Annotated in this window: 15 protein-coding genes; all 15 read left to right on the forward strand. The window is 40.4% G+C overall.

Going from position 1 to position 25,443, the window contains the following annotated elements:
* Positions 1-529 precede the first annotated feature (529 nt).
* A complete protein-coding gene (gene dnaA / locus EP58_RS09575) occupies positions 530-1,888 on the forward strand; it encodes a chromosomal replication initiator protein DnaA (RefSeq protein ID WP_036078823.1) in 1,359 nt (452 codons plus the stop codon).
* A gap of 279 nt (positions 1,889-2,167) precedes the next feature.
* Complete coding sequence (gene dnaN, locus EP58_RS09580; RefSeq protein ID WP_036092935.1) at positions 2,168-3,313, forward strand: DNA polymerase III subunit beta; 1,146 nt, start codon at positions 2,168-2,170, stop codon at positions 3,311-3,313.
* A gap of 76 nt (positions 3,314-3,389) precedes the next feature.
* On the forward strand, positions 3,390-4,736 hold the full coding sequence (locus EP58_RS09585; protein WP_036092937.1) for an MATE family efflux transporter: 1,347 nt from the start codon (positions 3,390-3,392) through the stop codon (positions 4,734-4,736).
* Positions 4,737-4,784: 48 nt separating this feature from the next.
* Positions 4,785-5,279: a GNAT family N-acetyltransferase gene (locus EP58_RS09590; protein WP_036092939.1), complete on the forward strand. Its 495-nt coding sequence runs from the start codon at positions 4,785-4,787 to the stop codon at positions 5,277-5,279.
* A gap of 123 nt (positions 5,280-5,402) precedes the next feature.
* Entirely contained in the window at positions 5,403-5,621 is a 219-nt protein-coding gene (gene yaaA, locus EP58_RS09595) for a S4 domain-containing protein YaaA (RefSeq protein WP_036078868.1), read from the forward strand.
* Between the two features lie 22 nt (positions 5,622-5,643).
* Positions 5,644-6,756: a DNA replication/repair protein RecF gene (recF, locus tag EP58_RS09600; protein WP_036092941.1), complete on the forward strand. Its 1,113-nt coding sequence runs from the start codon at positions 5,644-5,646 to the stop codon at positions 6,754-6,756.
* Positions 6,757-6,805: 49 nt separating this feature from the next.
* The gene (gene gyrB / locus EP58_RS09605) at positions 6,806-8,746 is read left to right on the forward strand and encodes a DNA topoisomerase (ATP-hydrolyzing) subunit B (RefSeq protein ID WP_052171419.1); all 1,941 of its coding nucleotides are present in this window, start codon (positions 6,806-6,808) and stop codon (positions 8,744-8,746) included.
* A 254-nt stretch (positions 8,747-9,000) separates the two neighbouring features.
* Entirely contained in the window at positions 9,001-11,514 is a 2,514-nt protein-coding gene (gene gyrA / locus EP58_RS09610) for a DNA gyrase subunit A (protein WP_036092942.1), read from the forward strand.
* Positions 11,515-11,947: 433 nt separating this feature from the next.
* On the forward strand, positions 11,948-15,397 hold the full coding sequence (locus EP58_RS17000) for an isopeptide-forming domain-containing fimbrial protein (protein WP_052171420.1): 3,450 nt from the start codon (positions 11,948-11,950) through the stop codon (positions 15,395-15,397).
* 592 nt (positions 15,398-15,989) lie between these two features.
* Complete coding sequence (locus EP58_RS09620; RefSeq protein WP_036092944.1) at positions 15,990-16,679, forward strand: Crp/Fnr family transcriptional regulator; 690 nt, start codon at positions 15,990-15,992, stop codon at positions 16,677-16,679.
* 120 nt (positions 16,680-16,799) lie between these two features.
* On the forward strand, positions 16,800-21,386 hold the full coding sequence (locus EP58_RS09625; protein ID WP_052171421.1) for an Ig-like domain-containing protein: 4,587 nt from the start codon (positions 16,800-16,802) through the stop codon (positions 21,384-21,386).
* Positions 21,387-21,508: 122 nt separating this feature from the next.
* Complete coding sequence (locus EP58_RS09630) at positions 21,509-21,964, forward strand: hypothetical protein (RefSeq protein ID WP_036092946.1); 456 nt, start codon at positions 21,509-21,511, stop codon at positions 21,962-21,964.
* A gap of 47 nt (positions 21,965-22,011) precedes the next feature.
* Entirely contained in the window at positions 22,012-23,412 is a 1,401-nt protein-coding gene (locus EP58_RS09635) for a polysaccharide biosynthesis protein (RefSeq protein ID WP_052164966.1), read from the forward strand.
* Entirely contained in the window at positions 23,409-24,746 is a 1,338-nt protein-coding gene (locus EP58_RS09640; protein WP_103034811.1) for a nucleotide sugar dehydrogenase, read from the forward strand. Before EP58_RS09635 ends, EP58_RS09640 begins: the two co-directional genes overlap by 4 nt.
* Positions 24,747-24,763: 17 nt before the next feature.
* Positions 24,764-25,441, forward strand: a complete 678-nt coding sequence (locus EP58_RS09645) for a YveK family protein (RefSeq protein ID WP_036092948.1) — start codon at positions 24,764-24,766, stop codon at positions 25,439-25,441.
* The last annotated feature ends 2 nt before the right edge of the window (positions 25,442-25,443 follow it).

Consider the following 25,443-nt stretch of genomic DNA (forward strand, 5'->3'; position numbering starts at 1 on the left):
CAAAGTAGAATATAAAAACTCTATCTTCCATAATACCATATTTCCAAACTGATATATAGCTATTTTCGAAACTTTTTTCAAAGATTTTCTGCTTCTTATTTTCTTGTGGATAATCATTAAAAGTGTAGCTAAATACTCTAAAACCCACTTTTTCTGTGGATAACTCTTGAATATACTGAAAAGTTATCCACAATTTGCGATAGTTAACCACAATTGCTTGTGGATAACTGTTTTTCTGATATTTTTTTATCCCGTCCTCGTTCACAAGTTATGCACAAGCTCATATCCTGTGGACATCTTTTCTCAACATCTTCATAACTTTGTGGATAGAATTTGAAATCCCTTGCGATTGTGATGTTTTTCTGATATTATATCAATTGTCGAATAGAAAATTATTTGGGGATAACATTATTTATCCACAGTCAACTTTTACTTTGTGGATAACTTCTAAACAACCCCTGTATAACTTTATCCACGGCTCCATCCATCTGTGGATAACTTTTACGTTTAATGAAAAGGGGGGAACATAGTGCAAACAATGGAAGACATATGGAAAGAAACCTTGCGTATCGTCAAGCAAAATATGAGTAAGCCAAGTTATGATACTTGGATGAAATCTACCACGGCGCATTCACTTGAAGGAAGTACGTTTATTGTGACGGCTCCAAACAATTTTGTTCGTGACTGGCTTGAGAAAAGTTATTCACAGTTCATCGCTAATATCCTACAAGAAATTACGGGAGAAAATTTTGATGTTCGGTTTATCGATGGTGAACAAGATGAGGTATTTGATAACTATATTCCACCAAAACCGCGTAATTTAGACGAGGACTTGGACGAAGCCAACTCCAAACACATGCTAAATCCGCGTTATGTTTTTGATACGTTTGTTATTGGATCTGGCAACCGTTTTGCCCACGCAGCCTCACTTGCCGTAGCCGAAGCGCCGGCCAAAGCCTACAATCCGCTCTTTATTTATGGTGGTGTTGGACTTGGAAAAACGCATTTAATGCACGCGATTGGTCATTATGTTTTAGAGCATAAAACAAACGCGAAAGTCATGTACCTTTCTAGTGAGAAATTCACAAATGAGTTCATTAACTCTATTCGAGAAAATAAAGCCGAAGAATTTCGTAATAAATATCGTAATGTCGATGTGCTTCTTATTGATGATATTCAGTTTTTAGCTGGTAAAGAAGGAACGCAGGAGGAATTTTTCCATACGTTTAATACGCTTTACGATGAGCAAAAACAGATTATTATTTCTAGTGATCGCCCGCCAAAAGAGATTCCAACACTTGAGGATCGCTTGCGTTCGCGCTTTGAATGGGGTCTGATTACGGATATTACGCCACCTGATTTAGAAACTCGGATCGCGATTTTACGCAAAAAAGCAAAGGCTGACGGACTGGATATTCCGAATGAAGTCATGCTTTACATTGCGAACCAAATCGATTCCAATATTCGGGAACTGGAGGGCGCGCTTATTCGTGTTGTCGCCTACTCATCTCTCGTAAATAAGGATATTAATGCGAATCTTGCTGCGGAAGCCTTGAAAGATATCATTCCAAATTCGAAATCCCATGTGATCCGAATTCCTGATATTCAAGAAGCTGTTGGCGAATATTATCACGTTCGTTTAGAAGATTTTAAAGCGAAAAAACGGACGAAAAGTATTGCGTATCCTAGACAAATCGCGATGTATCTTTCTCGTGAGCTGACCGATGCTTCCCTACCGAAAATTGGAGAAGAGTTTGGCGGTCGAGATCATACTACCGTGATTCATGCGCACGAAAAAATCTCGCAACTCTTAAAAATCGACCAAAACCTGAAAAATGATTTGGCTGAGATTGAGAAAAACTTGCGAAAACCACAGAGTTTATTTTAAAGGACTATATATAGGGCTCTAAGTTAGCAAAAGGAAGCTTTCAAAGAGCCGAGGCATGATATCCTCCATTTTTTAAATCTGTGCATAATGTGGATAACTAGAACATACTTACCAACAAGTTATCAACATGTGGAAAACTTTGCGAGAGATAGGCTCACATATACTTATCCACAAATCCACAGGCCCTATTACTATTACTACGATTTTTTATTAATTAATTAAACATATTTTGATATAATGTTATACTTAGAAAAAGAAACTAAAAATGGGGGAATTCTCATGAAATTTGTAATTCAGCGCAATCGTCTTGTTCAGGCGGTAAATGAAGTGACGCGTGCTATTTCTTCAAGGACTACTATTCCGATTTTAACGGGTATTAAAATCACGGTGAATGATGAAGGTGTCACATTAACTGGTAGTGATTCTGATATTTCGATTGAAGCTTTTATACCTCTAATTGAAAACGACGAAATTCTAGTGGAAGTCGAGAGTTTCGGCGGTATTGTTTTGCAGGCGAATTATTTTAGTGATATTGTTCGTCGTTTACCTGATGATAGCGTGGAGCTTGAAGTGACTACGAATTATCAAACTAACATTCGTTCTGGACAAGCGTCGTTTAACTTGATTGGCCTTGATCCAGCAGAATATCCAAAATTACCGGAAGTTACGGCTGGGAAAAGCATTCAAATCCCGATTTCTGTCCTTAAAAATATTATTAGACAAACCGTTTTTGCGGTTTCGGCTATTGAGGTGCGCCCTGTTTTAACTGGTGTAAACTGGATGATCAAAAATAACGTCTTGACTGCTGTTGCAACGGATAGTCACCGGTTAGCATTACGCGAAATCCCGCTGGCCACTGAAATCGATGAGGAATATAATATTGTCATTCCTGGGAAAAGTTTAGCGGAATTGAATAAAATTTTGGATGAAGGTACAGATTCGATTGAAATGGTGCTTGCTAATAATCAAATTTTATTCAAACTGAAGGATTTACTTTTCTATTCGCGTCTTTTGGAAGGCAGTTATCCTGATACTTCTCGCCTTATCCCGACGGAAACAAAATCGGATTTAATTATTAACGCAAAATCCTTTTTACAAGCGATTGATCGTGCGTCCCTACTTGCTCGTGAAAATCGTAATAACGTGATTAAATTAATGACTTTGGAAAACGGTCAGGTGGAAGTTTCGTCTAACTCGCCTGAAGTCGGAAATGTTTCTGAAAAAGTTTTCAGTCAAAGCTTTACTGGTGAGGAATTGAAGATTTCATTTAACGGGAAATACATGATGGATGCGCTGCGTGCGTTTGATGGCGCGGATATTCAGATTTCTTTCTCTGGAACGATGCGTCCGTTCGTATTGCGACCTAAAGATGCGGAAAATCCAAATGAAATTTTACAATTGATTACGCCGGTTCGTACGTACTAAAGATTATGTTGCCTGCTCAGTGAAAATTGGGCGGGTTTTGTGTTGTGCTTGACTACATATAAGGAGGCGCCAGAGTATGATTAAGGATATGACTACTGGGAATCCGACGAAAACTATTTTTTATTTCGCGATGCCTATGTTGATTGGGAACTTGTTTCAGCAGTTTTACGTCATGGTAGACGCGATGATTGTCGGAAAATTTGTTGGTGTGAATGCGCTTGCAGCTGTTGGGGCGACGAATGCGCTCAATTTCTTTTTTCTATCGCTTGTGATTGGATTGATGAGCGGTGTTTCTGTTGTTGTGGCGCAATATTTCGGTTTTCAGGATTTTCAGCGATTGAAACGGGTGCTTGCGACGGCGAGTATTATGATTGTTTCGGTGTCCGTCGTGCTAACAATCGTCGGCATCTTACTCGCGAAACCGTTGTTGCTACTTTTAGGAACACCCACAGAAATATTAGATGATTCCGTCCTTTTTGTGACGACTTTATTTATCGGAATATTGCCAATGGGGCTTTATAACGGGGTTTCGGCGATTTTGAGAGCATTCGGAAACTCGATTACGCCGCTGTATTTTCTTATTATTTCATCGTTGCTCAATATTGCGTTAAGCTTTCTCTTCGTCGTTGAATTTGGGATGGGTGTTGCTGGTGCGGCTTGGGCGACGGTTTTTAGTCAGCTGGTTTCGGCGATTTTATGCATTATTTACAGCTATCGCAAAATTCCATACATGCGTTTGAAAAAGAAGGATATCCATTTTGATAGCGCGATTTTTAAAGAAATTTTTCGAATTGCGTTTCCTTCTGCGTTACAAGGTTCGTTTATTTCGATTGGGAATATGGCGATTCAAGGCTTGATCAATAGTTTCGGCGCGACGGTTGTTGCTGCTTACACGGCTGCGAGTCGGATTGATTCGCTGACATACCAACCTGGGATTGCGTTTGGCTCGGCTTCTTCGATGTTCGCTGGCCAAAATATGGGAGCTGGAAAAATTGATCGCGTCAAACAAGGCTTTTGGTCTGGGATAAAAGTAGTGACTGTCGTCAGTTTAGCCTTAACTGTATTAGTACAGCTTTTCGCGCATCAGTTTTTGACACTGTTTCTGGATAGTTCGGCTACTGAAGCCCTATCGATTGGAACTGGTTATCTGAAAATTGTATCGCTGTTTTACGTCGTCGTTGGGATTTTATTCGTTGTGCGCGAAACATTGCGTGGGACTGGGGACGCGATTATTCCGCTTTGGATGGGAATTTTTGAGTTGGTCGCGCGGCTTGCTATCGGTTTTATTTTGGCACAATTTTTAGGCTATATGGGCTTGTGGTGGGCAACACCGGCGGCTTGGGTCAGTGCGACGATGCTCGGATTATGGCGCTATAAATCGGGTAAGTGGATGCGAAAAGCTGTTATCAAGAAGGAACTATAGTAGAATGGGAAGTAAGAAATAGAAAGTGAAAATAAAGGAGTAAGATAGATGATTATTAGAAAACTACCTCTGGACATGTGGGAAAAGGCCTCAGAAATAAGCGTTTTTCGTGAGCAGAAACCATTTGTTGACTCTGTCGCGGATTCGTTAATGCGCATTGCTGGTGAGCCAGAGGATTCGAAGCTGGTTTATAACCCCTATGGCATATACTCGGAGAAGGAATTAGTCGGCTTTATTTTGTATACGTACGAGGATGAATCGAAGGATAATCACTGGATTTCGGGCTTTGCGATCGATAAAGATTATCAGCATCAAGGTCTAGGACGCCGTGCTTTGGAGCAACTCGTAGATTTTGTATTTGTGAAAAATCCGGAGAGCATTGAAGTGAAAGTTGCCGTTTCCCCAGAAAATACGATTGCGAAAGATCTGTTTGTATCGATCGGATTTAAAGACGCTGGATGGAAAAAAGAAAATCGCGAAGTTTTGTGCTTTAAGAACAAAAACCCGCTGAGAAGCCCCATATTTATTTATAAACCAAAATAATATCCCCCTATTAGTTTTATTAAAATTGGCTAAAAAACGCATATATAAATAATTTCGTTGTATTCTGGCTGATTTTCTAGTAAAATAGAGGAATAGGACTTATTAAGATTGGACGTGAAAAAAATGGCGGAAAGTATTAAAATTAATACCGAATATATTACACTTGGGCAACTGCTTCAAATGATGGATGTTATCTCGAGCGGCGGCATGGCGAAAGCTTTTTTAAGTGAAAACATGGTGTATATTAACGGAGAAGAAGATAATCGTCGCGGTCGTAAGTTACGAAACGGTGATGTAGTCTTAGTTCCTGGTGAGGGTAAAGTCCAGATCCAACAAGGCTGATCAAAGAAGGATAAGGGATTATATGCATTTAGAGAATCTAGTATTGCGCCAGTTTCGAAACTATAAAGAACAGGAACTGACATTTGATAACAAGGTCAACGTTTTTTTAGGCGAGAACGCGCAAGGTAAGACGAATCTTTTAGAAGCAATTTTATTACTCGCAGTTGCGAAATCACACCGGACGACGAATGATAAGGATTTCATCAGCTGGGACGCCGAATCTGCAAAAATTGAAGGTCGCGTCGAAAAACATGGGCAATCGGTTCCACTCGAGCTAACGCTGACACAAAAAGGCAAGAAAGCTAAGGTCAACCATTTAGAACAGAAGAAGCTAAGCCAATATGTCGGGAATTTGAATGTCGTCATGTTTGCCCCAGAAGATCTATCACTCGTAAAAGGTGCGCCGGGCGTGAGAAGGCGTTTTATCAACATGGAAATTGGCCAAATACAGCCGGTTTACTTGCATGATTTGAGTCAGTATCAGCGTATTTTGCAACAACGCAATCATTTTTTAAAACAAGCGCAAATCAAGCGTAAACACGATCCAACGATGTGGCAAATTTTAACCGAACAATTTATCGAGGTTGCGGTGAAATTAACGAAGCGCCGGGCGGATTTTATCGAAAGGTTGGAGCAATTCGCGGTTCCAATCCATTTTGAGATTTCGCGCGAGTTGGAGCATTTGAAATTAGAATATAAACCGTCTGTAGAGCTTGAGGGCTCAGATGCGGCGGAATGGCAAGCGAATTTATATAAGAAAATGGAATCAATCGCTCAAAGAGAAATCGATCGAGGTGTTACGCTCATTGGCCCACATCGAGATGATCTCTTCTTTTATGTCAATGATCAAAATGTACAAGTGTTCGGCTCACAAGGCCAGCAGCGGACTACAGCGCTTTCTGTGAAACTTGCGGAAATCGATTTGATTTTTGAGGAGACGGGCGAATATCCGGTTTTATTGCTGGATGATGTGCTTAGTGAGTTGGATGATTTCAGGCAATCCCATTTGTTGGCTGCGATTCAAGGTAAGGTGCAGACGTTTGTGACGACGACCAGTATCGACGGCATCGACCATGCAACGCTGAACGACGCAACAACTTTTTGGGTGGAAAAAGGTACAGTAACGAAGAAATAATAGCAAAATATCGTTTTGTAAACGGATAAGAAAGCGCGGTGGATATTAGATGTCTGAGGAAAATATGACGAATGTGCAAGGAAATGCGGATGAGTATAGCGATGATCAGATTCAGGTCTTAGAAGGCCTAGAGGCTGTTCGTAAAAGACCGGGTATGTATATTGGTTCTACTAGTCAACGTGGTTTGCATCATCTGGTATGGGAGATTGTGGATAATAGTATCGATGAGGCTCTGGCTGGATTCTGTACGGAAATCGAAATCTCGATTGAGAAGGATAACAGCATCACTGTACGCGATAATGGTCGTGGAATTCCAACTGGGATTAACGAAAAAATTGGTCGCCCAACAGTTGAGGTTATTTTCACAGTACTGCATGCTGGTGGTAAGTTTGGCGGTGGCGGATACAAGGTTTCTGGTGGTTTGCATGGTGTTGGTGCGTCTGTTGTTAATGCCTTGTCAACGAGCCTAGAAGTACAAGTTCACCGTGACGGCACACAGTATTACCAACGTTTTGAACGTGGGGATGTAGTGATGGACTTGGAAGAACGCGGTGCGTCTGATTATCGCGGAACGATTGTTCATTTTACGCCGGATTCAGAGATTTTTAAAGAAACGACGGATTTTGAGTATGACACGCTTAGAACGCGTACGCGAGAGCTTGCTTTCTTAAACCGTGGTTTGCAAATTTCGATTGAAGATAAGCGTGAAGGGCAAGAGCAGCGCCAAGATTATCATTATGAAGGCGGAATCAAGTCTTATGTGGAGCATTTAAACCGTTCTAAAGAGGTCATTCATGAGGAGCCTATCTACATTGAGGGCGAACGTGATGGCATTATGGTGGAAGTTTCGATGCAATATAATACTGGTTTTTCGAGCAATCTGATTTCATTCGCGAATAATATCCATACGTATGAAGGTGGAACGCATGAATCAGGCTTTAAAACAGCTTTGACGCGTGTTATTAATGACTATGCGCGACGTAATAAATTATTTAAAGACAGTGATGATAACTTGTCTGGTGAGGACGTTCGTGAAGGTCTGACAGCGATTATTTCGATTAAGCATCCGGATCCGCAGTTTGAAGGACAAACGAAAACGAAGCTGGGCAACTCTGAAGCACGTACAATCACAGATAAGCTGTTCTCTACGGCTTTAGATAAGTTCTTAATGGAAAACCCTACGGTCGCTAGAAAAATCGTCGACAAGGGTGTTGTGGCGAGCCGTGCGCGTCTTGCAGCGAAGCGAGCACGTGAAGTGGCACGTAAATCCAGTGGTCTTGAAATTTCTAGTCTACCAGGTAAATTGGCCGATTGTTCTTCGCGAAACCCTGCTATCAGCGAACTTTATATCGTAGAGGGTGACTCTGCCGGTGGTTCTGCTAAGCAAGGCCGTGATCGGTTATTCCAAGCGATACTTCCAATTCGTGGTAAAATTTTAAACGTTGAAAAAGCACGTTTAGATAAAATTTTGGCGAATGAGGAAATTCGGACGATCTTTACAGCGATGGGAACTGGTTTTGGTGGCGATTTTGACGTTGCGAAATCACGTTATCATAAATTGATTATTATGACCGATGCCGATGTCGATGGTGCGCATATTCGGACGTTGTTGTTGACGTTGTTTTATCGTTACATGCGTCCTTTGGTAGATGCTGGGTATATTTATATCGCGCAACCACCGCTTTATCAGATTAAGCACGGGAAAACGCAGGAGTACGTTTACAGTGACAGCCAATTGGAAGATTATTTGGCGACATTGGAAGCGGACACGAAATATGGTATTCAGCGTTACAAAGGTTTGGGTGAGATGAATCCTGAACAACTGTGGGATACGACAATGAATCCTGAACACCGTACATTGCTTCAAGTGAATATTGATGATGCGATTGCGGCGGATGAAACGTTTGAGATGCTTATGGGTGATAATGTGGAACCGCGTCGTAAGTTTATTGAAGAGAATGCGCAGTACGTCAAAAATCTCGACGTCTAACTTTCGCTCAGCGCACCAGCAAAGGCTCACTTCCGTCGTTAAAAGCTGTGTTCCGATACTCACGTACGTAAGTACGCTCCGTTTCGGTACTCGCTTTTGCCTAGGAATTAAGCATTTGCTGGTGCGCTGAGGTTTCCCGTTTCAAGTCGGGAAACTTTGAGATTAAGAGATAAAAGAATAATAATATTTCCCGGGAAATAATGATGGGGAATACATATCATATGTGTTGTAATTTGAAGGAGGTTTCTTGAAAAATGTCAGAAACACCAGAGTCAAGAGTGACGGAAATCAATTTGAATAAAGAGATGCGTACTTCTTTTCTAGATTATGCGATGAGTGTTATTGTGGCTCGGGCTCTTCCAGATGTTAGAGATGGCTTGAAACCTGTGCATCGTCGGATTTTGTATGCGATGAATGATCTTGGTATGACGTCTGATAAGGCTTATAAGAAATCGGCGCGTATTGTCGGTGAAGTTATCGGTAAGTATCATCCGCATGGTGATACGGCGGTTTATTTCACGATGGTTCGGATGGCGCAGGATTTTAGTTATCGGAATATGCTTGTTGATGGGCACGGTAACTTTGGTTCGGTCGATGGGGATATGGCGGCTGCGATGCGTTATACGGAAGCTAGAATGTCCAAAATTTCGATGGAGCTTTTGCGTGATATTAATAAAGATACGATTGATTATGTTGATAACTATGATGGTTCGGAACGTGAGCCTAATATTTTGCCAGCTCGTTTTCCTAACTTGCTTGTCAATGGTTCGTCTGGGATTGCGGTTGGGATGGCGACAAATATTCCAACGCATCATCTTGGTGAGGTTATTGACGGTGTGCTTGCGCTGAGTAACAATCCTGATATCGAGATTCGTGAGTTGATGGAATATATTCCTGGTCCTGATTTCCCTACTGCTGGGATGATTATGGGTCGTTCTGGAATTCGTCGTGCTTATGAAACGGGTCGTGGTTCTATCACGCTTCGTGCTCGTGTAGAGATTGAAACGAAGAGTAATGGTAAAGAGACAATCGTTATTACGGAGCTGCCGTATCAAGTTAATAAGGCGCGTCTACTTGAGCGTATTGCTGAACTTGCTCGTGAGAAAAAAATTGATGGTATTACATCTGCCAATGATGAGTCTGACCGTACAGGTATGCGTATGGTAATCGAGGTTCGTCGTGATGTGAGTGCCAGCGTTATTATTAATAACTTGTATAAAATGACAGCTCTCCAAACCACTTTTGGGATTAATATGTTGGCACTTGTTGCGAATCATCCGAAAGTGCTGAATTTGAAAGAGATTTTATATCATTATTTAGAGCATCAAAAAATCGTTATTCGTCGCCGTACGGAATTCGAACTGCGTAAAGCGGAGGCTCGCGCGCATATTCTAGAAGGTTTACGGATCGCGCTTGATAATATCGATGCAGTTATAAAATTAATTCGAGCTTCGAAAACAGCGGATGTTGCCAAAGAAGGCTTGATGACACAATTTAACCTTTCTGATAAACAAGCGCAAGCGATTTTGGATATGCGTTTGCAACGTTTAACAGGTTTGGAACGCGACAAAATCGAGGATGAATTTAACAGTTTGATGGCTCTGATTACGGACTTGAAAGCAATTTTAGGCGATGATGAGCGTATTTTAGAAATTATTCGTGAAGAATTGACAGAGATTAAAGAGAAATATGCGGACAAACGCCGTACGGAAATTTTGGCGGGTGATTTGGTAAGCTTGGAAGATGAGGATCTAATTCCAGAAGAGGAAGTTGCGATTACGCTTACGAATAAAGGCTATATCAAGCGTCTGCCGCTTTCGACTTATCGTAGTCAGCGCCGTGGTGGCCGTGGTGTGCAAGGAATGGGCACGCATGAAGATGATTTCGTAGAGCATCTTGTAGCTACGAGTACGCATGATACGCTGCTATTCTTTACGAATACTGGGAAAGTTTACCGTGCAAAAGGGTATGAAATTCCTGAGTATAGCCGTACTGCGAAAGGGATTCCGATTATCAACTTGCTTGGCATCGAGAGCCAGGAAAAAGTAAATGCCGTGATTAATCTGCGCGACTTTACGGATGATCAGTATCTATTCTTTACAACGAAACTTGGCGTCGTGAAGCGTAGTACGTTGACACAATTCGCGAAGATTCGTCAAAGTGGTTTGCGAGCCGTGGAACTTCGTGAAAATGATGAGTTGATTTCTGTGCAAATGACGGATGGCAGTAAGAAAATCATTATTGGAACGAAATTTGGCCAATCGATTTACTTTGAGGAGACTGATATTCGTGTCATGGGTCGTACAGCGGCTGGTGTGCGTGGTATTCGCCTTCGTGAAGATGATGAGGTTGTCGGCATGGAAATCCTAGAAGACGACGAGAAAGTGCTTGTCGTGACGGAGAACGGTTATGGGAAGCAAACGCTAGCTGCTCAGTATCCGCTTCGTAATCGTGGCGGTATGGGCGTTAAAACCATCAATATCACAGAGAAAAACGGAAATCTTGTCGCTCTGAAAACCGTCACTGGTGAAGAAGACTTAATGCTGATGACTATTGGTGGCGTTCTGATCAGGTTCTCAGTCGGCGATATTTCTCAAACTGGCCGTAGCGCGATGGGCGTGAAACTGATTCGTCTAGATGATGATGAATTTGTAGCAACCGTTGCGAAAGTGCCGAAAGAAGAAGAGGAAGAGTTTGTGGACGAAGAAGTATCCGAAAACGAAACAGTAGTGAGTGAAGAGTCTGAGGACGATACTACTGAAAACTAAAAAACAGTTTACATTTGTTTGAGTAGAGAATAAAGGTACGAGCTAAGCACCAATAGCTCGTACCTTTTTTGCAGTAATTCCTTATCTTTATGGAAGAAACTCAATCAAGGTAAGAATTGTTTATATAGAAGAAAGAGACCGACATGATCTCTCTTTATAAATAAATCTAATATCAGATATTTTGTATAATAAACAGAATAATCAAAACTAAAATAGATGATTCCATTCTTATTTTCTTTTTTTGGAATAGCCCAATTGGCGGATAACATCATGGTATATTAGGTGTACAGAAGCAAACAAGACCACATACGAAGCCTCCAAAGTACTACAGTATAGCCATTATAGCTCCTTTGAAACGCCAGATATATCGATGGAATTTAGGTCCCTAATCCAAGCCATGGAAAAATAAAAAATAGAGGAGAGACATCCATTTATGAAAAAAATGAAAAAGATATTAATCATGTTAATGGTCGCAGTTATCGCTATCACAGTTATCCCGTTTAACTTTAGTTCTGCTAGCACGAATCACGGCCCAAGCCTTATCACCAATGTAACTTTAGATAAAACGACAGCTAGCTTAGGCGAAAAAATTCAGGTCAACTACAACTGGGCCATTCCAGATGGTACGGTCAAAGCAGGCGACACGATGATTGTGAAGATGCCTGCTGAGTTAAAACTAGAAGCTGGTCTTGACTTTGATCTAAAAGATGCACAAGGAAATGTCGTAGGAAGAGCGAAAGTAAACCCGACAACGAATGAAATCACAGTAACCTTCACGGACTATGCAGAATCAAGAACGAACGTACATGGTGATATGCGTGTCTGGGTGCAAGTAGATAGATCTGCGAATACTTCAGGTGAACAAAGCACGATTAATTTTCCAACAAAGAATGGTAATGTGCAAATAGGACTCAACATTTCAGATAATGGTGTAGTAGGACCGCCACCAACAGAATTACCAGCCAACGTATTAGCCAAATGGGGCGAGGTAGATGCGAACGATCCAACGCTAATCAACTGGACAGTACTCATCAATTACGATAAGTTAACGATTCCAAACGCTGTGTATACAGACACAATTGGTGCTGGTCATACGTTTATACGTGACTCTTTAGCGGTCTATAAAGGAAATACAGATAATCAAGGAAATCCGATTGCCTCTAACAAATTAGCGGACGCTGTCATAGAGAATATGTTAATAAATAGCAATTCGCAAGGTTTCCAGTTAGCTTTAGGGAACATCAACGACAGGGTATCGGTGACGTACCAAACAAAAATGGCGAACCCAGTGACAGGTCAAGCTTATAGAAACGAGGCGAAATTAACAGGAACTGACGTAAGTGAAAGCAAGAAATCAGAAGTCAAATACTTTGGCGGTGACGGATCAGGAACAGGTGAAACACCACCAACAGAGACACCAGATCTAAAAGGTAGTATAGAAATCATCAAACGCGATGCGACCAATCACAGCAAGCTACTAGCGGGTGCGGAGTTCCGATTAGAAAGCACAGTGGATACGGAGCGTACACTTGTAACAGATAGTTCGGGTAAGGCACGATTAGATAATTTAGCCCTAGGAACGTATCGATTGGTAGAAACAAAAGCACCAAATGGTTATATCTTAGACGCCACAGCACGTACGTTCCAAATTACAGCGGACAACCATGCCACGACGATGGTGATTACAGTAGATAACCAACCAGAACCAGCAACAGAAATACCACCAACGGAGACGCCAGAAGAACCAGAAACGGAGACACCACCAGTAGAAATACCAGAAGAGCCAGAAACAGAAACAGAAACACCAGATCCAGACCCAATTCCAGAGCCAGATCCAACAGGTAGCATACAACTACGCAAAGTCGATGCAGCAGCTACCAACAAGACATTAGCCGGCGCTACGTATCACTTGCTTAACGCCGCTGGGACACCCATTAAGACGGTAACGACAGTAGCCAACGGTACGCTGACAATCAACGATCTTGCCCTTGGGAAATATAGTCTGGTTGAAGTAACAGCCCCAAGCGGTTATATCCTAGATAAAACACCCATCGCCTTCGAAATCACAGCAGCCAACGCAGGCCAAATGATCACACTGACGCACAAAAATACGAAAATCGACGTACCAGAAATCCACAAAAATGTAGCAGTGCACCAAGCGTTTGACTGGAACATCATGGCTCAACTAGAAGGCGCACCAACGACAGCTAGCCAATCACTAGAACTAACAAACCGCGACGATTCATTCGTCTGGAATGTAGACACGAAGTTTGGCAACAACACAGCGACATGGACAAAAGCGGTATTAACCGATCAAATCAACGACTTATTAGAGATTGAAAACATTCAAATCACAGACGCACAAGGCAACGATGTGACAGGAAACGGCACACTCACAGAAGAAAACAACTTAATCACGTTCACCATCAACAAGAAAAACAACAGCTACGCCTTCCTATCGGGTCAAACGTACACGATGAACATCCAAACAAAAATCAAAGACGGCGTAACAGACGAGCAACTAGCGCCATTCATCCAAGACGGCGGGATTCCAAACCAAGCAGAATTAACTTTCAACAATAGCGGAAAAATCGTATCAGAAATTCCAAAAGTAACGCCACCACCAGTGAATCCAGAAATCAGCAAAGATATCGAAGGCAAAGAGCACCTAGAGCTAGCAAACCGCAATGACGCCTTTGACTGGAACATCCACACCGCATTTGGTAACCAAACAGCAAGCTGGAACCAAGCGATTATCACAGACCAAATCAACAACTTACTAGCCATCGAAAACATCCAAATCACCGACGAAAATGGCAACGATGTAACAGAAAACGGCACCATCACAGAAGAAAACAACCTGATTACCTTCACGATGAACAAAAAAGACGATAGCTTTGCGTACTTGGCAGGCCACACCTACACGATGACTGTGACAACAACCATCAAAGAAGGCGTAACAGATGAGCAATTAGCGCCATTCATCCAAGACGGCGGGATTCCAAACCAAGCAGACCTAGCGTTCGGTAACGAAGGCGACAATATCCAATCGGAAATCCCAACGGTAACACCACCACCAGTGAACCCAGAAATCAGCAAAGACATCGAAGGCAAAGAGCACCTAGACCTGACCAACCGCAACGACGCTTTCAACTGGAACGTCCACACCGCATTCGGTAACCAAACAGCAAGCTGGAACCAAGCGATTATCACAGACCAAATCAACGACGTACTAGCCATCGAAAACATCCAAATCACCGACGAAAATGGCAACGATGTAACAGAAAACGGAACAATCACAGAAGACAACAACCTCATTACCTTCACGATGAACAAAAAAGACGATAGCTTTGCATACTTGGCAGGCCACACGTATACAATGACTGTGACAACAACCATCAAACAAGACGTAACAGACGAGCAATTAGCTCCATTTATCCAAGACGGTGGTATTCCAAACCAAGCAGAACTAGCTTTTGCGAACGAAGGCGATATGATTCAGTCAGAAATTCCAACGGTAACACCACCAACGCCAGCAGTACCAGTTCAAGAAACACCAGAAAATCCATCAGAAGAAACACCAAAAACACCAGAAAACCCAACGAAAGAAACAACCGTACCACCTGCAAAAGAAACACCAGCTAATCAAGAGAAATCAGTTAACAAAGAAAACCAAACAAAAGAAGAAAGCAAGTCAACAAAACAAGCAGAAAAAACAGCAGAAATGAAAGTGACGGAGAATAAAGAGAAAGACAACACACCAGCATCGACAAGCTTCCTACCAAGTACAGGTGACGCATTAGAGTACATCTGGATTCTATTAGGCGCAGCGATTCTCTTCATCCTAGGAGCAGTAGTTGTAAGACAGTATAGAAAAGCATAATATAGATAGGACAGAGTCTGACTCCTTGCCTGCGAAAGCTAGCAAGGAGTTGTTTTTTAGGGGATTATATCAAATCATTCGTAATTAGAAGCGTACTTTGTCTAAAATATGTCTAAAGGAATTATAAAAGTAAAAGGGATAAGGAAAATCAAATTAAAATGCCCATTTTACAGCCTTTTTTTATAAAAAAATAATTTTAAAAAAACAATAAAAAGGTAAAAAATTTTACGTTATACAAAATAAGAATCCTATATCATTGAATTATAGAGTCCAGCACAACATAAAATATATGTATCTTTACAATAATCAATCAAATGAGGGGAATCTGTCTTTGAAAATTTCTTTCAAACATTCCTCCATACTAAAGTAAGCAAAGACACAATTTCGTAATATTTTTTACGAATCAATAAAGTGTTCAAGTTACTTGATACGATTACTTTCTAATCAGCAATAACAATAACTTATGATTTCTAGAATATTGGAGGATTAAGATAATACAAATTTTAAGTAATAAATCTTAAAAAAAAGCTGTTCTTTGTTAAAAATGCTTAAGCTATAATAAATTAAGTAATCTAGGAAGGGGATGAGAAGAGTGAATTATCTAGATGTACATGAGCTACTGATGAAAGAGGGTAATATCTTTCAATTTATCCTTGCCTCAGATCCACTATTTCATAACAATAAAGAAAAACTTGTATTGGAAAAAGGCGAGTGGATAAATCAAAAGGACAGTCAGTATATTTACATCTTGGAATCAGGAATATTAGCACAATTAATTGGTAGGAATGATGTTAGGAAGCAAATCATCTGTACTTCATTTTTAACAAAAGATAATATTATTTTAAATAAAAAGTTTTCACAAAATGAAAAATTTGATTTCTCTGCAATTACCAGGGCTACGCTAGTTCGGATTGAAACAAGCATCGTTTTAGAAATATTAGAGAAAACACCTTTTTTTACAGATGTGCTTCTTGAAATTATTCATGATTTAAACCAACGCGAATATATATTTTCTTCACAGTTTCAGTATCAAATAAAAGACAGAGTTATTTTACTACTCAAAAAGTTAGCTTTAGAGCTGGGTATCAAAAATGGAGAAAAGCATATACTTCCAAGAGGTATTACCAGCTATTATATTGCTGCCTATTGTGGATGCACGAGGCAAAGCGCTATTAAAATATTGAATCATCTGGAAGAAGAGCAGTTAATTAGATATAAACATTGTCCAATTGAAATATTCGATATTAAAGAACTAGCAAATATATCTTTAGAAACAGTATAAATATTGGAATATTCCCTATCTAATTCAAATGAAAGGAGTGGTCTTTATGTAACGGCGCTAAGTTAGAGACTAATTTAAATGAGACGAAAACTAGAGATAAGAAAGTGGGAGAAATTTTACATGAAATCGAAACAGACAAATTATCAAAACGTTTTATCTACAAAAAAAATGAAACAAGCAGCTAAGGCTTTACTAGTCGCTACTGTTATGGCAAGTCAAGTAGTTACAGTATTACCAACAAACATCTTCGCAGCAGAAACAAATAGCGTATCAACAGTGCCTGCTGGCGCAACTGAAGTAGCGACATTGGCTGATTTAAAAACAGCATTATTAAGTAAAACTATAACAGACATTAAATTAACAGCAGATATTAAATTAACAGGAAGCATTAACGTAGAAACACAAAAAAACTTATACGGTAACGGGCATACGATTAATATGAACAATTTTGATATCCAACTTTTGAAAGCAGATTCAGTCAATCGCGTAGAAGACTTAACAATAATTAATCAAAATATTTATACGCTTTTCTATTCGGTGGCTGCAAATGTAGAGGTCACTTTTAAGAATGTAAGTTCTAGTGGTAAGCAATGTATGTATAACGCTAACGGTACAATTATTATAGAAGGGAGATACACAGGAAGTTCCACATCAGGTGAAATTTTTGAAGGGAAAAACCTTTTAATTAAAGAGGGCGCATCCATGGATGTCTCCTCAGTTGAAGCTCCCGGATACTCGGCATTTTGGGTACATGGAAATCTAACTCAAGAAAAAAATTCTGATGTGAAAGTGGCTTCACGATATAAAACTATCCATGCTACTAGTGCTAGTGCACAAATTTCTATAGCGGGTAATATGGAACTATCATCTCAAAATCAGCAAGCGATTTATGCAGACGGTGGAGATATGCTTGTTAAAACAGGGGCTAAATTTAAGGCTACTGGAGGTAGTACGGCTGAAGAAGGTATTTCCATTACAAACGGTAACTTGACAGTTCAATCAGGGGCTGATTTTACTGCGATTTCAAAAGGAACACAAGGAACAGTTCAAACGGGTGGTAAATTAGTATTTGAGAACGGTTCCAATTTTGCCATTACAAATACGAATAGTACAGGTTCTGTTTTTGCGAACTATGCAGGAGCTTCAACAAAAATTAATATCAATTCCGATAAAGGGCTATCAACTTGGGATTCAGGTTTAACCAATAGTGTAGAACCAACACGTAGCTATAATGACTTTACAACAGCAACATTGGATTTATCTGGGTGGGATAAAGGGAATTTAAGTCAAAAGAATTTGACTTCAAACAGTGCTCAATTCCAATCGCAATTTGTAAGTAAAACAACAGCAAAACTTTTTGGCGGTAGCTATTCAGATATATATATTGCTAAAACTACAATTGATGAGCTTACTACAGATTCAATAAAAGCAACAGGTGTAGCAGAACCAAATGCAACAATCGTTATTAAGAATGCTGCTGGAACTACTTTAGGAACAGGTAAAGTAGGATCAGAAGGTTACTACAGCATTACAATTCCCAAACAAGCTGCAGGAACACAAGTAACAGCAACAGCTGGCAACTCTTCTGCGACAACAATTATTAAACAAGCTGCCATTGCACAAACAACAATTGCACCTTTAACAACAGATTCAACTAAAGCAACAGGTACAGCAGAACCAAATGCAAACATTGAGATCAAAGCAAATGGTTCTGTCATTGGATCTGGAAAAGTAGGATCAGATGGTAACTATAGCATTACTATTTTACAACAAGACGTTGGTACAAGAGTAACAGCAACAGCAACACTTGGAGAAGTTACTTCTTCAGCAACAGAAACAGTAACACAGGGTGATATTGCACAAACAGCGATTGCAGCGTTAACAACAAAGTCAACTGTAGCAATCGGAACAGCAGAACCAAATGCCAACATTGAAATCACAGCAAATGATTCTATTATTGGATCTGGAAAAGTAGGATCAGATGGTAACTACAGCATCACAATTCCTAAACAAGCAGAAGGAACAGTTGTAAAAGTGACAGCGAAATCAGCTGGAAAAATGTCTATCGCTCAAACAACGGTCGTTCGTGGTGAAATTAATCAAACAACGATTAACGAAGTTACCACAGAGTCAACATCAGTTTCAGGAACAGCGGAGGCTAACTCAACACTTGTTGTAAAAGATTCAGATGGTAAGGAACTGGCAACAGGTCGCGTAGGATCAGATGGCGTGTATAGTTTGACGATTCCAAAACAATCAGAAGGAACGATTCTTACGGCAACAGCTTCTTTAGGGGAATTTAGATCCACAGCATCGACTATTGTGGCACGTAATGGTATTGATCAAACAACGATTAATTCCCTTACGACAGATTCCACGTCTGCTTCAGGAACAGCAGAACCAAACGCAACTATTGTTTTAACGGATCAAGATGGTAAGGAATTGACAAAAGGTCGTGTTGGATCAGATGGCATTTACAGTTTAACCATTGCGAAACAAGCAGAAGGAACTGTTGTGACAGCTGTAGCTACTTCTAATGGTAAAACATCAAGTGCAAACACAACCGTAATACGTGATGGTATCACGCCAACAACAATTGATACACTAACAGCCGATGCAACCGTAGCAACCGGAACAGCAGAACCAAATGCTGCGATTGTTATCAAAGATGCAGAAGGAAAAACAATCGGATCAGGAACAGTAGGATCAGATGGTAAATACAGCATGACCATTCCTAAGCAGACTGAAGGGACAACCGTAACTGCAACAGCAACAAAATCGGGTAAAACTTCAACTGCTTCTACAACAGTAGCAGCAGGTAAAAACATTGCGGCGACAACAATCAGCGCCCTTACAACAGATTCAGTGTCTGTTTCAGGAAAAGCAGAACCAAATGCAGCAATCGTGGTGAAAGCAGGCTCGACAACAATTGCAACAGGAATAGTAGGGTCAGACGGCAACTATAGCTTGACGATTCCGAAACAAGCAGCAAACACGGTCGTAACAACAACTGCTACGAAAGATGGTAAGACATCGAGCGCATCAACAACGGTTACTCAAGAAGCCGCGGAAAAAAGCGTGAAAGATTTATTCAATAACGGTGACGTGACAGGAACTATCAAAGATACAACAGATCAAGCAGCGATTGATAAAGCGCAAAAAGATGTTGATGCTGTCAAAGATGCAACGAAAAAAGCAGAACTACAAAAAAATCTAGATGAAGCGCAGAAACAACTAGATGCGAAAAATGCAGCAGCAGCAGAAAAAGCACGCCAAGAAGCCGCAGAAAAAAGCGTGAAAGATTTATTCAATAATGATGACGTGACAGGAACCATCAAAGATGTAACCGATCAAGCAGCGATTGATAAAGCACAAAAAGTCGTTGATACTGTCAAAGATGCAACGAAAAAAGCAGAGCTACAAAAAAATCTAGATGAAGCGCAAAAACAACTAGATGCGAGAAAAGCGGCAGCAGAAGAAAAAGCACGTCAAGAAGTAGCGGAAAAAAGCGTGAAAGATTTATTCAATAATGATGACGTGACAGGAACCATCAAAGATGCAACAGATCAAGCAGCGATTGATAAAGCACAAAAAGTCGTTGATGCTGTCACAGATCCAACGAAAAAAGCAGAACTACAAAAAAATCTAGATGAAGCGCAAAAACAATTAAACAATCGAAATGCAGTTTTAGATGCCCCAACGATTGATAAATATACGTATTTAGATAGCTATGTAACAGGTAAAGTAAGCGTTGGAACAGCAACCGTATCTCTTTACGTGAATGGCGTTCGTGTGAAACGTGCGACACCAGACGCTTTAGGTAATTACAAGTTTGACACATATGGCTTAGGCTTAAACACGGGTGTCACTTTCGAAGTACGTCCTGTAGATGCAAAAGGTAAAGAAGGAAAAATAGCAACAGCGATAGTAGCAGGAAAAGATGATCTTTCCAATCTTTTGAAAGCAAATGATGCAGGTATTTCAACAGCAACAATCACAGGAACAGTAGGTAGTGGCATTGATAGTGTTCGCTTATCTATTGATGGTGCCATTGTAAAAGTAGGTCAAATCACTAATGGGACATACAGCATCGCAACAAATGGCCTCATCAAAGAAGGCTCTGAGGTAGAAGTCGTAGGATATAGTGGAAAAGTAGAAGTAGCTCGTGTGAAGGTTAACATTATAAACGATGAAAAACCAGTTCTGGGCCCACTAACAGTAGATGATGATGTCATAAAAGGTCATGTAACAGCAGGATCAGCAACTTTTTTCCGTGTAAGCATTGGCGGAGTAGCAGTGAAAACGGGTACTATAGCAGCAGACGGAACTTTCCAATCATCTATTGGTAAACAAGCATTAGGAACAGAAGTGAAGATTGAAATCAAAGACGCAAATGGATACAACGCATTGCGTGTTTCCACAGTTAAAGTTACAGAATCAGCTGTTGCGAAACTAGATGCGCCGACACTAGAACGTATGGATGGTAACTACATCGTTGGTACAGCTGTAAAAGGAACAGAAACCGTTGTTATTTATGAAGGCGGCGTTGCAAAACGTACGATTTCAGCATCACAAATGACAACAAATCCAGATGGTAGTCTATCCTTCCGCGGTTATGTTGCACCAGGTACGACAAACGTTCAGGCAGCAGCAAAGAATAGTGATAAACGCATGAACAGCGAATTATCAGCAAAGTTTGAGATATAAGTTTTAATGGGGCTATAGGGAATCAATGTATTTTGATTCCCTCCCATTTTGTATTTCTGTCATGCGAAGAAACTGAGAGCAAGATATAAAAGGAATGAACATCTGGTTGAGGAGGCTTAAAAATGAAACGAATATTTAAAAATATAACTATCTTTTCAACTATTTTAATACTATTATCAGCCTGTAGCAAAAATGAAGTAAAGGAACCATTTCACCAACTTCATGAAAGGGTTGAAGCTAAAGGTTGGAAAATAAGCTTAGATCAAGCAACGTACACAGAGGAACGTGATCAAGATAAGGAATCGGTAGAAAAAATACTCCGCCTAAAGGTAACGGTGAAAAATATAGCAGCAGAAGAACAAATATTCGATGCTACGAAGCTTCGAGTAACCGACAGCAAAGGGAAGGATTTAAAAGTATATCCCTATGAAAACATGGTGGAGAAGATGCCCCCGAAACAAAGCCTAACAGGTTACAGCTACTTTATTGCCACAGAACATGTCCCCTATCGTGTGAGTTACACGTACCCTATCACGAAAGATGTTTTCACATGGGAAGTAACGCCAGACGATAAATAAATTGTAGAACAAAAAATGATGAAATAATAAAGAGGTGCACTGATACCGTGTTGAAACGAACGCTAATAATAGGTGGTGGTGAAGCAGCGCAATATGTGTTCCACACCATTGCTAAAGACGAAACTATGAATTATCAAATTATCGGTATTCTCGACGATAGCCCAGAGGTCCAACTACAGGAAGTACCGAGACTTGGAGCACTTTCCGAGTTAGAAGAAACAATCATAAATGAAAGTATCACGAGTATTTTTCTTGCCATACCGTCTCTAGAAATCCGTAAACGAAAACACATACTTGAGGTATGTCAGAAATACAAAATGGAAACGAAAGTCTTACCGAAATTGCAGGATATTCATTCTAAAAAAGACAAATTAACTTTGCGAGCTGTTTCATATCAAGATATTATTGATCGCGCAGAATTCGAACTGGATTATCTTATGGTAGAGCAGGAAGTAGCCAATAAAACGATCTTAATAACAGGCGCGGGCGGTTCGATTGGTTCTGAAATAACACGTCAACTCATGAATGCTCACCCGAGAAAACTGGTGCTACTTGGCCATGGCGAAGCGAGTATTTATGAAATCCACCGAGAGCTTCAAAAGATGAATCACCAAACAGAGATTATTTCTTGTATCGCAGACATTCAAAATGAACAGCGATTGGCCGAAATTTTTAGCGAGTATTCTCCAGATATCGTCTATCATGCCGCGGCGCATAAACATGTACCGCTGATGGAGAAAAATATAACAGAAGCGATCGCTAATAATGCTAAAGGTACATGGAATCTTGCAAGTGTAGCGCACACATATAACGTGGGGAAATTTGTCATGATTTCGACGGATAAGGCCGTAAAACCAACGACGGTTATGGGCGCTTCCAAACGAATGGCGGAAAAAATTATCCAGCTCTTTAATCAGAAATCTAAAACGCTTTTTTGTGTGGTCAGATTTGGTAATGTACTTGGTAGTAGCGGGAGCGTGGTTCCTCTTTTCTATGAACAAATTTGTAACGATGAACCAGTAACGTTAACGCATCCGGATATGGAACGCTATTTTATGACCATCCCAGAGGCGAGTAAGTTGGTGATTCAAGCAAGTATGATAACGAACGGTGGCGAAATTTTCGTGCTTGATATGGGGGAGCCGATTAAGATTATGGATGTGATTTACAAGTTAATCGACTTGACGGGAAAAGATCGTGAGTCGGTGCAAATTGACTTTATTGGTATTCGCCAAGGTGAAAAGGTGCGAGAAGAGCTATTCGAAAGTGATGAAAAAGCACATACGCAAATTTTTGAAAAAATCTTGGTTGGCGAGGGGCATCCATCTCCTTCAGAGCTCCAGAATATTCAAGCATTGCTAGGTAGCTACATGGATATGACAGATAAGCGTCGAAAAGAACGGTTATTTGAATTAATAGAAGCAGATTGGAGATATACAAAAATATGATAGAAACAGGAGTCGTAAAAGACAGTAGTTATGCAATATTATCAGATAAAATACGGTCGAAGCAGGCCATAATAGGTGTTATCGGGATGGGATATGTCGGCTTACCTTTAGCAATGGAACTCGCTACAGCAGATTTTTCAGTGATTGGTGTGGACATTGATGCGCTAAAAATCGAGAAACTAGCAGATGGGAAGTCACACATCATTGATATTCCAACAGATAGGGTACAAGCGGTCATTGCGGATGATAAATTCCTACCAACAACAGACTATGCCACTTTGAAAGCAGCCGATGTCATCAGTATTTGTGTTCCAACTCCGCTTACGAAATCTCACGAACCAAATATGAGCTATATAGAAGATACAGTGGCGAGGCTAAAGCCAGTACTATCCAAAGGGACGCTTCTGGTTTTAGAGAGTACGACATATCCTGGAACCACACGGGAACTTATCGCTTGTGAATTTGAAAAAGATGGCTGGGTTATTGGTGAAGATATCTTCATTTGCTTCTCTCCAGAACGTATCGATCCAGGGAATAAACAATTTCAACCGAAGCAAGTGCCAAAAGTGGTTGGTGGTATGACTGAAAAATGCTTAGCGCTAGGTCAGCAATACTACGCCCATGCTTTTGATACAATTGTCCCTGTTTCTACACCTGAAATTGCAGAGATGACCAAGTTGTTAGAAAACACATTCCGCAGTATCAACATCGCTTTTATAAATGAAATGTCGATGCTTTGTGAAGAATTGGGAATTGATCTTTGGGAAGCTATTGATGCCGCAAAAACAAAGCCATTTGGATTCATGCCATTTTATCCAGGACCAGGTGTTGGCGGACATTGTATCCCGCTCGATCCAATGTATCTCTATTGGAAGGGCAAGGAGAAGAATTTCTTCAGTCGCTTTATCGAGTTGGCTCAGCAAGTTAATACATCGATGCCAAAACATGTCGTCGAATTAGCTAGTCAAGCGCTTAATAGACATGGAAAAGCACTGAGTACTTCTAAAGTATTATTAGTCGGTGTGGCGTATAAAAGCGATATTGATGATGTACGTGAATCACCAGGATTGCATGTTTACGAACAATTAAAGCAAGCAGATGCTCAGTTGGATGTGCTAGACCCGTTTGTAACAATTTTCCGTGATGAAGCAGGACGAATAGTGAGGCCTGTGTCGGTAGTAGGAAATATGTCAGATTACGATTGTGCAATTATCATGACAAAACATTCTAATATCGACTACGATGTACTTTTAAAATCATGCGACTGTATTATTGATACGCGCAATGTATGGACTGAAAAAAAAGCCAATGTATTCAAAATCGGTGGCGTATAAGGAAGCGAGTAAGATAGATGAATTTGAAAACAATGGAACTTAGCGTCGTCCTAAAAATAATTAAAAATAATATCTGGTGGCTTATCGCTATCCCTACTGTTTCGATGGTTCTGGTATTTAGCATTAGCAAATATTATATCCAACCGATGTACACCTCTTCTGCGCAGATCTTCATTACGACTAACGTCAAATCAGAGGATGGAAAATCAGCGGTGTACTCCGAACAATTAAAAGCCAATATCCAGTTGGCGAACACCTTTAACACGATTTTAAAAAGCTCGCGTACACTAGGAAAAGTAAGGAGCGAACTACAATTAGACGAAACGGATGAAGCATTGTCAAAAAAAATCAACATCCAATCAGATAAAGACTCTTTAGTATTTAAAGTATCTGTAGAAGATAGAGAACCAAGCCGCGCACGTGCAATCGTCGACAAAATCACCGCAACGTATAAAAAAGACTTGCCGCAGTTAGTAGACAATAATAAAGTCATCGTCTTAGAACCAGCGAATCTCCCACTAGAGCCAACATCACCTAATATTCTATTAAATACGCTGATTGCTTTTGTTCTTGGAATGATAGCTAATTTCATCTTTGTATCTAGTATCTATTTATTCCGCGATCATATTGAAGGTGAGTCAGATTTAAGCGAACTATCATTGAAATTTGTTGGTGATATTCCATTAATAAAATAAGG

This window comes from Paenilisteria newyorkensis (assembly GCF_000766145.1).
GTDB classification, from domain to species: Bacteria; Bacillota; Bacilli; order Lactobacillales; family Listeriaceae; genus Listeria_A; species Listeria_A newyorkensis.

What these genes read in the sequence shown, in the direction of transcription:
- dnaN (WP_036092935.1), top strand. Translation starts at nt 2,168, where the DNA reads ATGAAATTTGTAATTCAGCGCAATCGTCTTGTTCAGGCGGTAAATGAA.
- EP58_RS09585 (WP_036092937.1), top strand. Translation starts at nt 3,390, where the DNA reads ATGATTAAGGATATGACTACTGGGAATCCGACGAAAACTATTTTTTAT.
- EP58_RS09590 (WP_036092939.1), top strand. Translation starts at nt 4,785, where the DNA reads ATGATTATTAGAAAACTACCTCTGGACATGTGGGAAAAGGCCTCAGAA.
- yaaA (WP_036078868.1), top strand. Translation starts at nt 5,403, where the DNA reads ATGGCGGAAAGTATTAAAATTAATACCGAATATATTACACTTGGGCAA.
- recF (WP_036092941.1), top strand. Translation starts at nt 5,644, where the DNA reads ATGCATTTAGAGAATCTAGTATTGCGCCAGTTTCGAAACTATAAAGAA.
- gyrB (WP_052171419.1), top strand. Translation starts at nt 6,806, where the DNA reads ATGTCTGAGGAAAATATGACGAATGTGCAAGGAAATGCGGATGAGTAT.
- gyrA (WP_036092942.1), top strand. Translation starts at nt 9,001, where the DNA reads ATGTCAGAAACACCAGAGTCAAGAGTGACGGAAATCAATTTGAATAAA.
- EP58_RS17000 (WP_052171420.1), top strand. Translation starts at nt 11,948, where the DNA reads ATGAAAAAAATGAAAAAGATATTAATCATGTTAATGGTCGCAGTTATC.
- EP58_RS09625 (WP_052171421.1), top strand. Translation starts at nt 16,800, where the DNA reads ATGAAATCGAAACAGACAAATTATCAAAACGTTTTATCTACAAAAAAA.
- EP58_RS09630 (WP_036092946.1), top strand. Translation starts at nt 21,509, where the DNA reads ATGAAACGAATATTTAAAAATATAACTATCTTTTCAACTATTTTAATA.
- EP58_RS09640 (WP_103034811.1), top strand. Translation starts at nt 23,409, where the DNA reads ATGATAGAAACAGGAGTCGTAAAAGACAGTAGTTATGCAATATTATCA.
- EP58_RS09645 (WP_036092948.1), top strand. Translation starts at nt 24,764, where the DNA reads ATGAATTTGAAAACAATGGAACTTAGCGTCGTCCTAAAAATAATTAAA.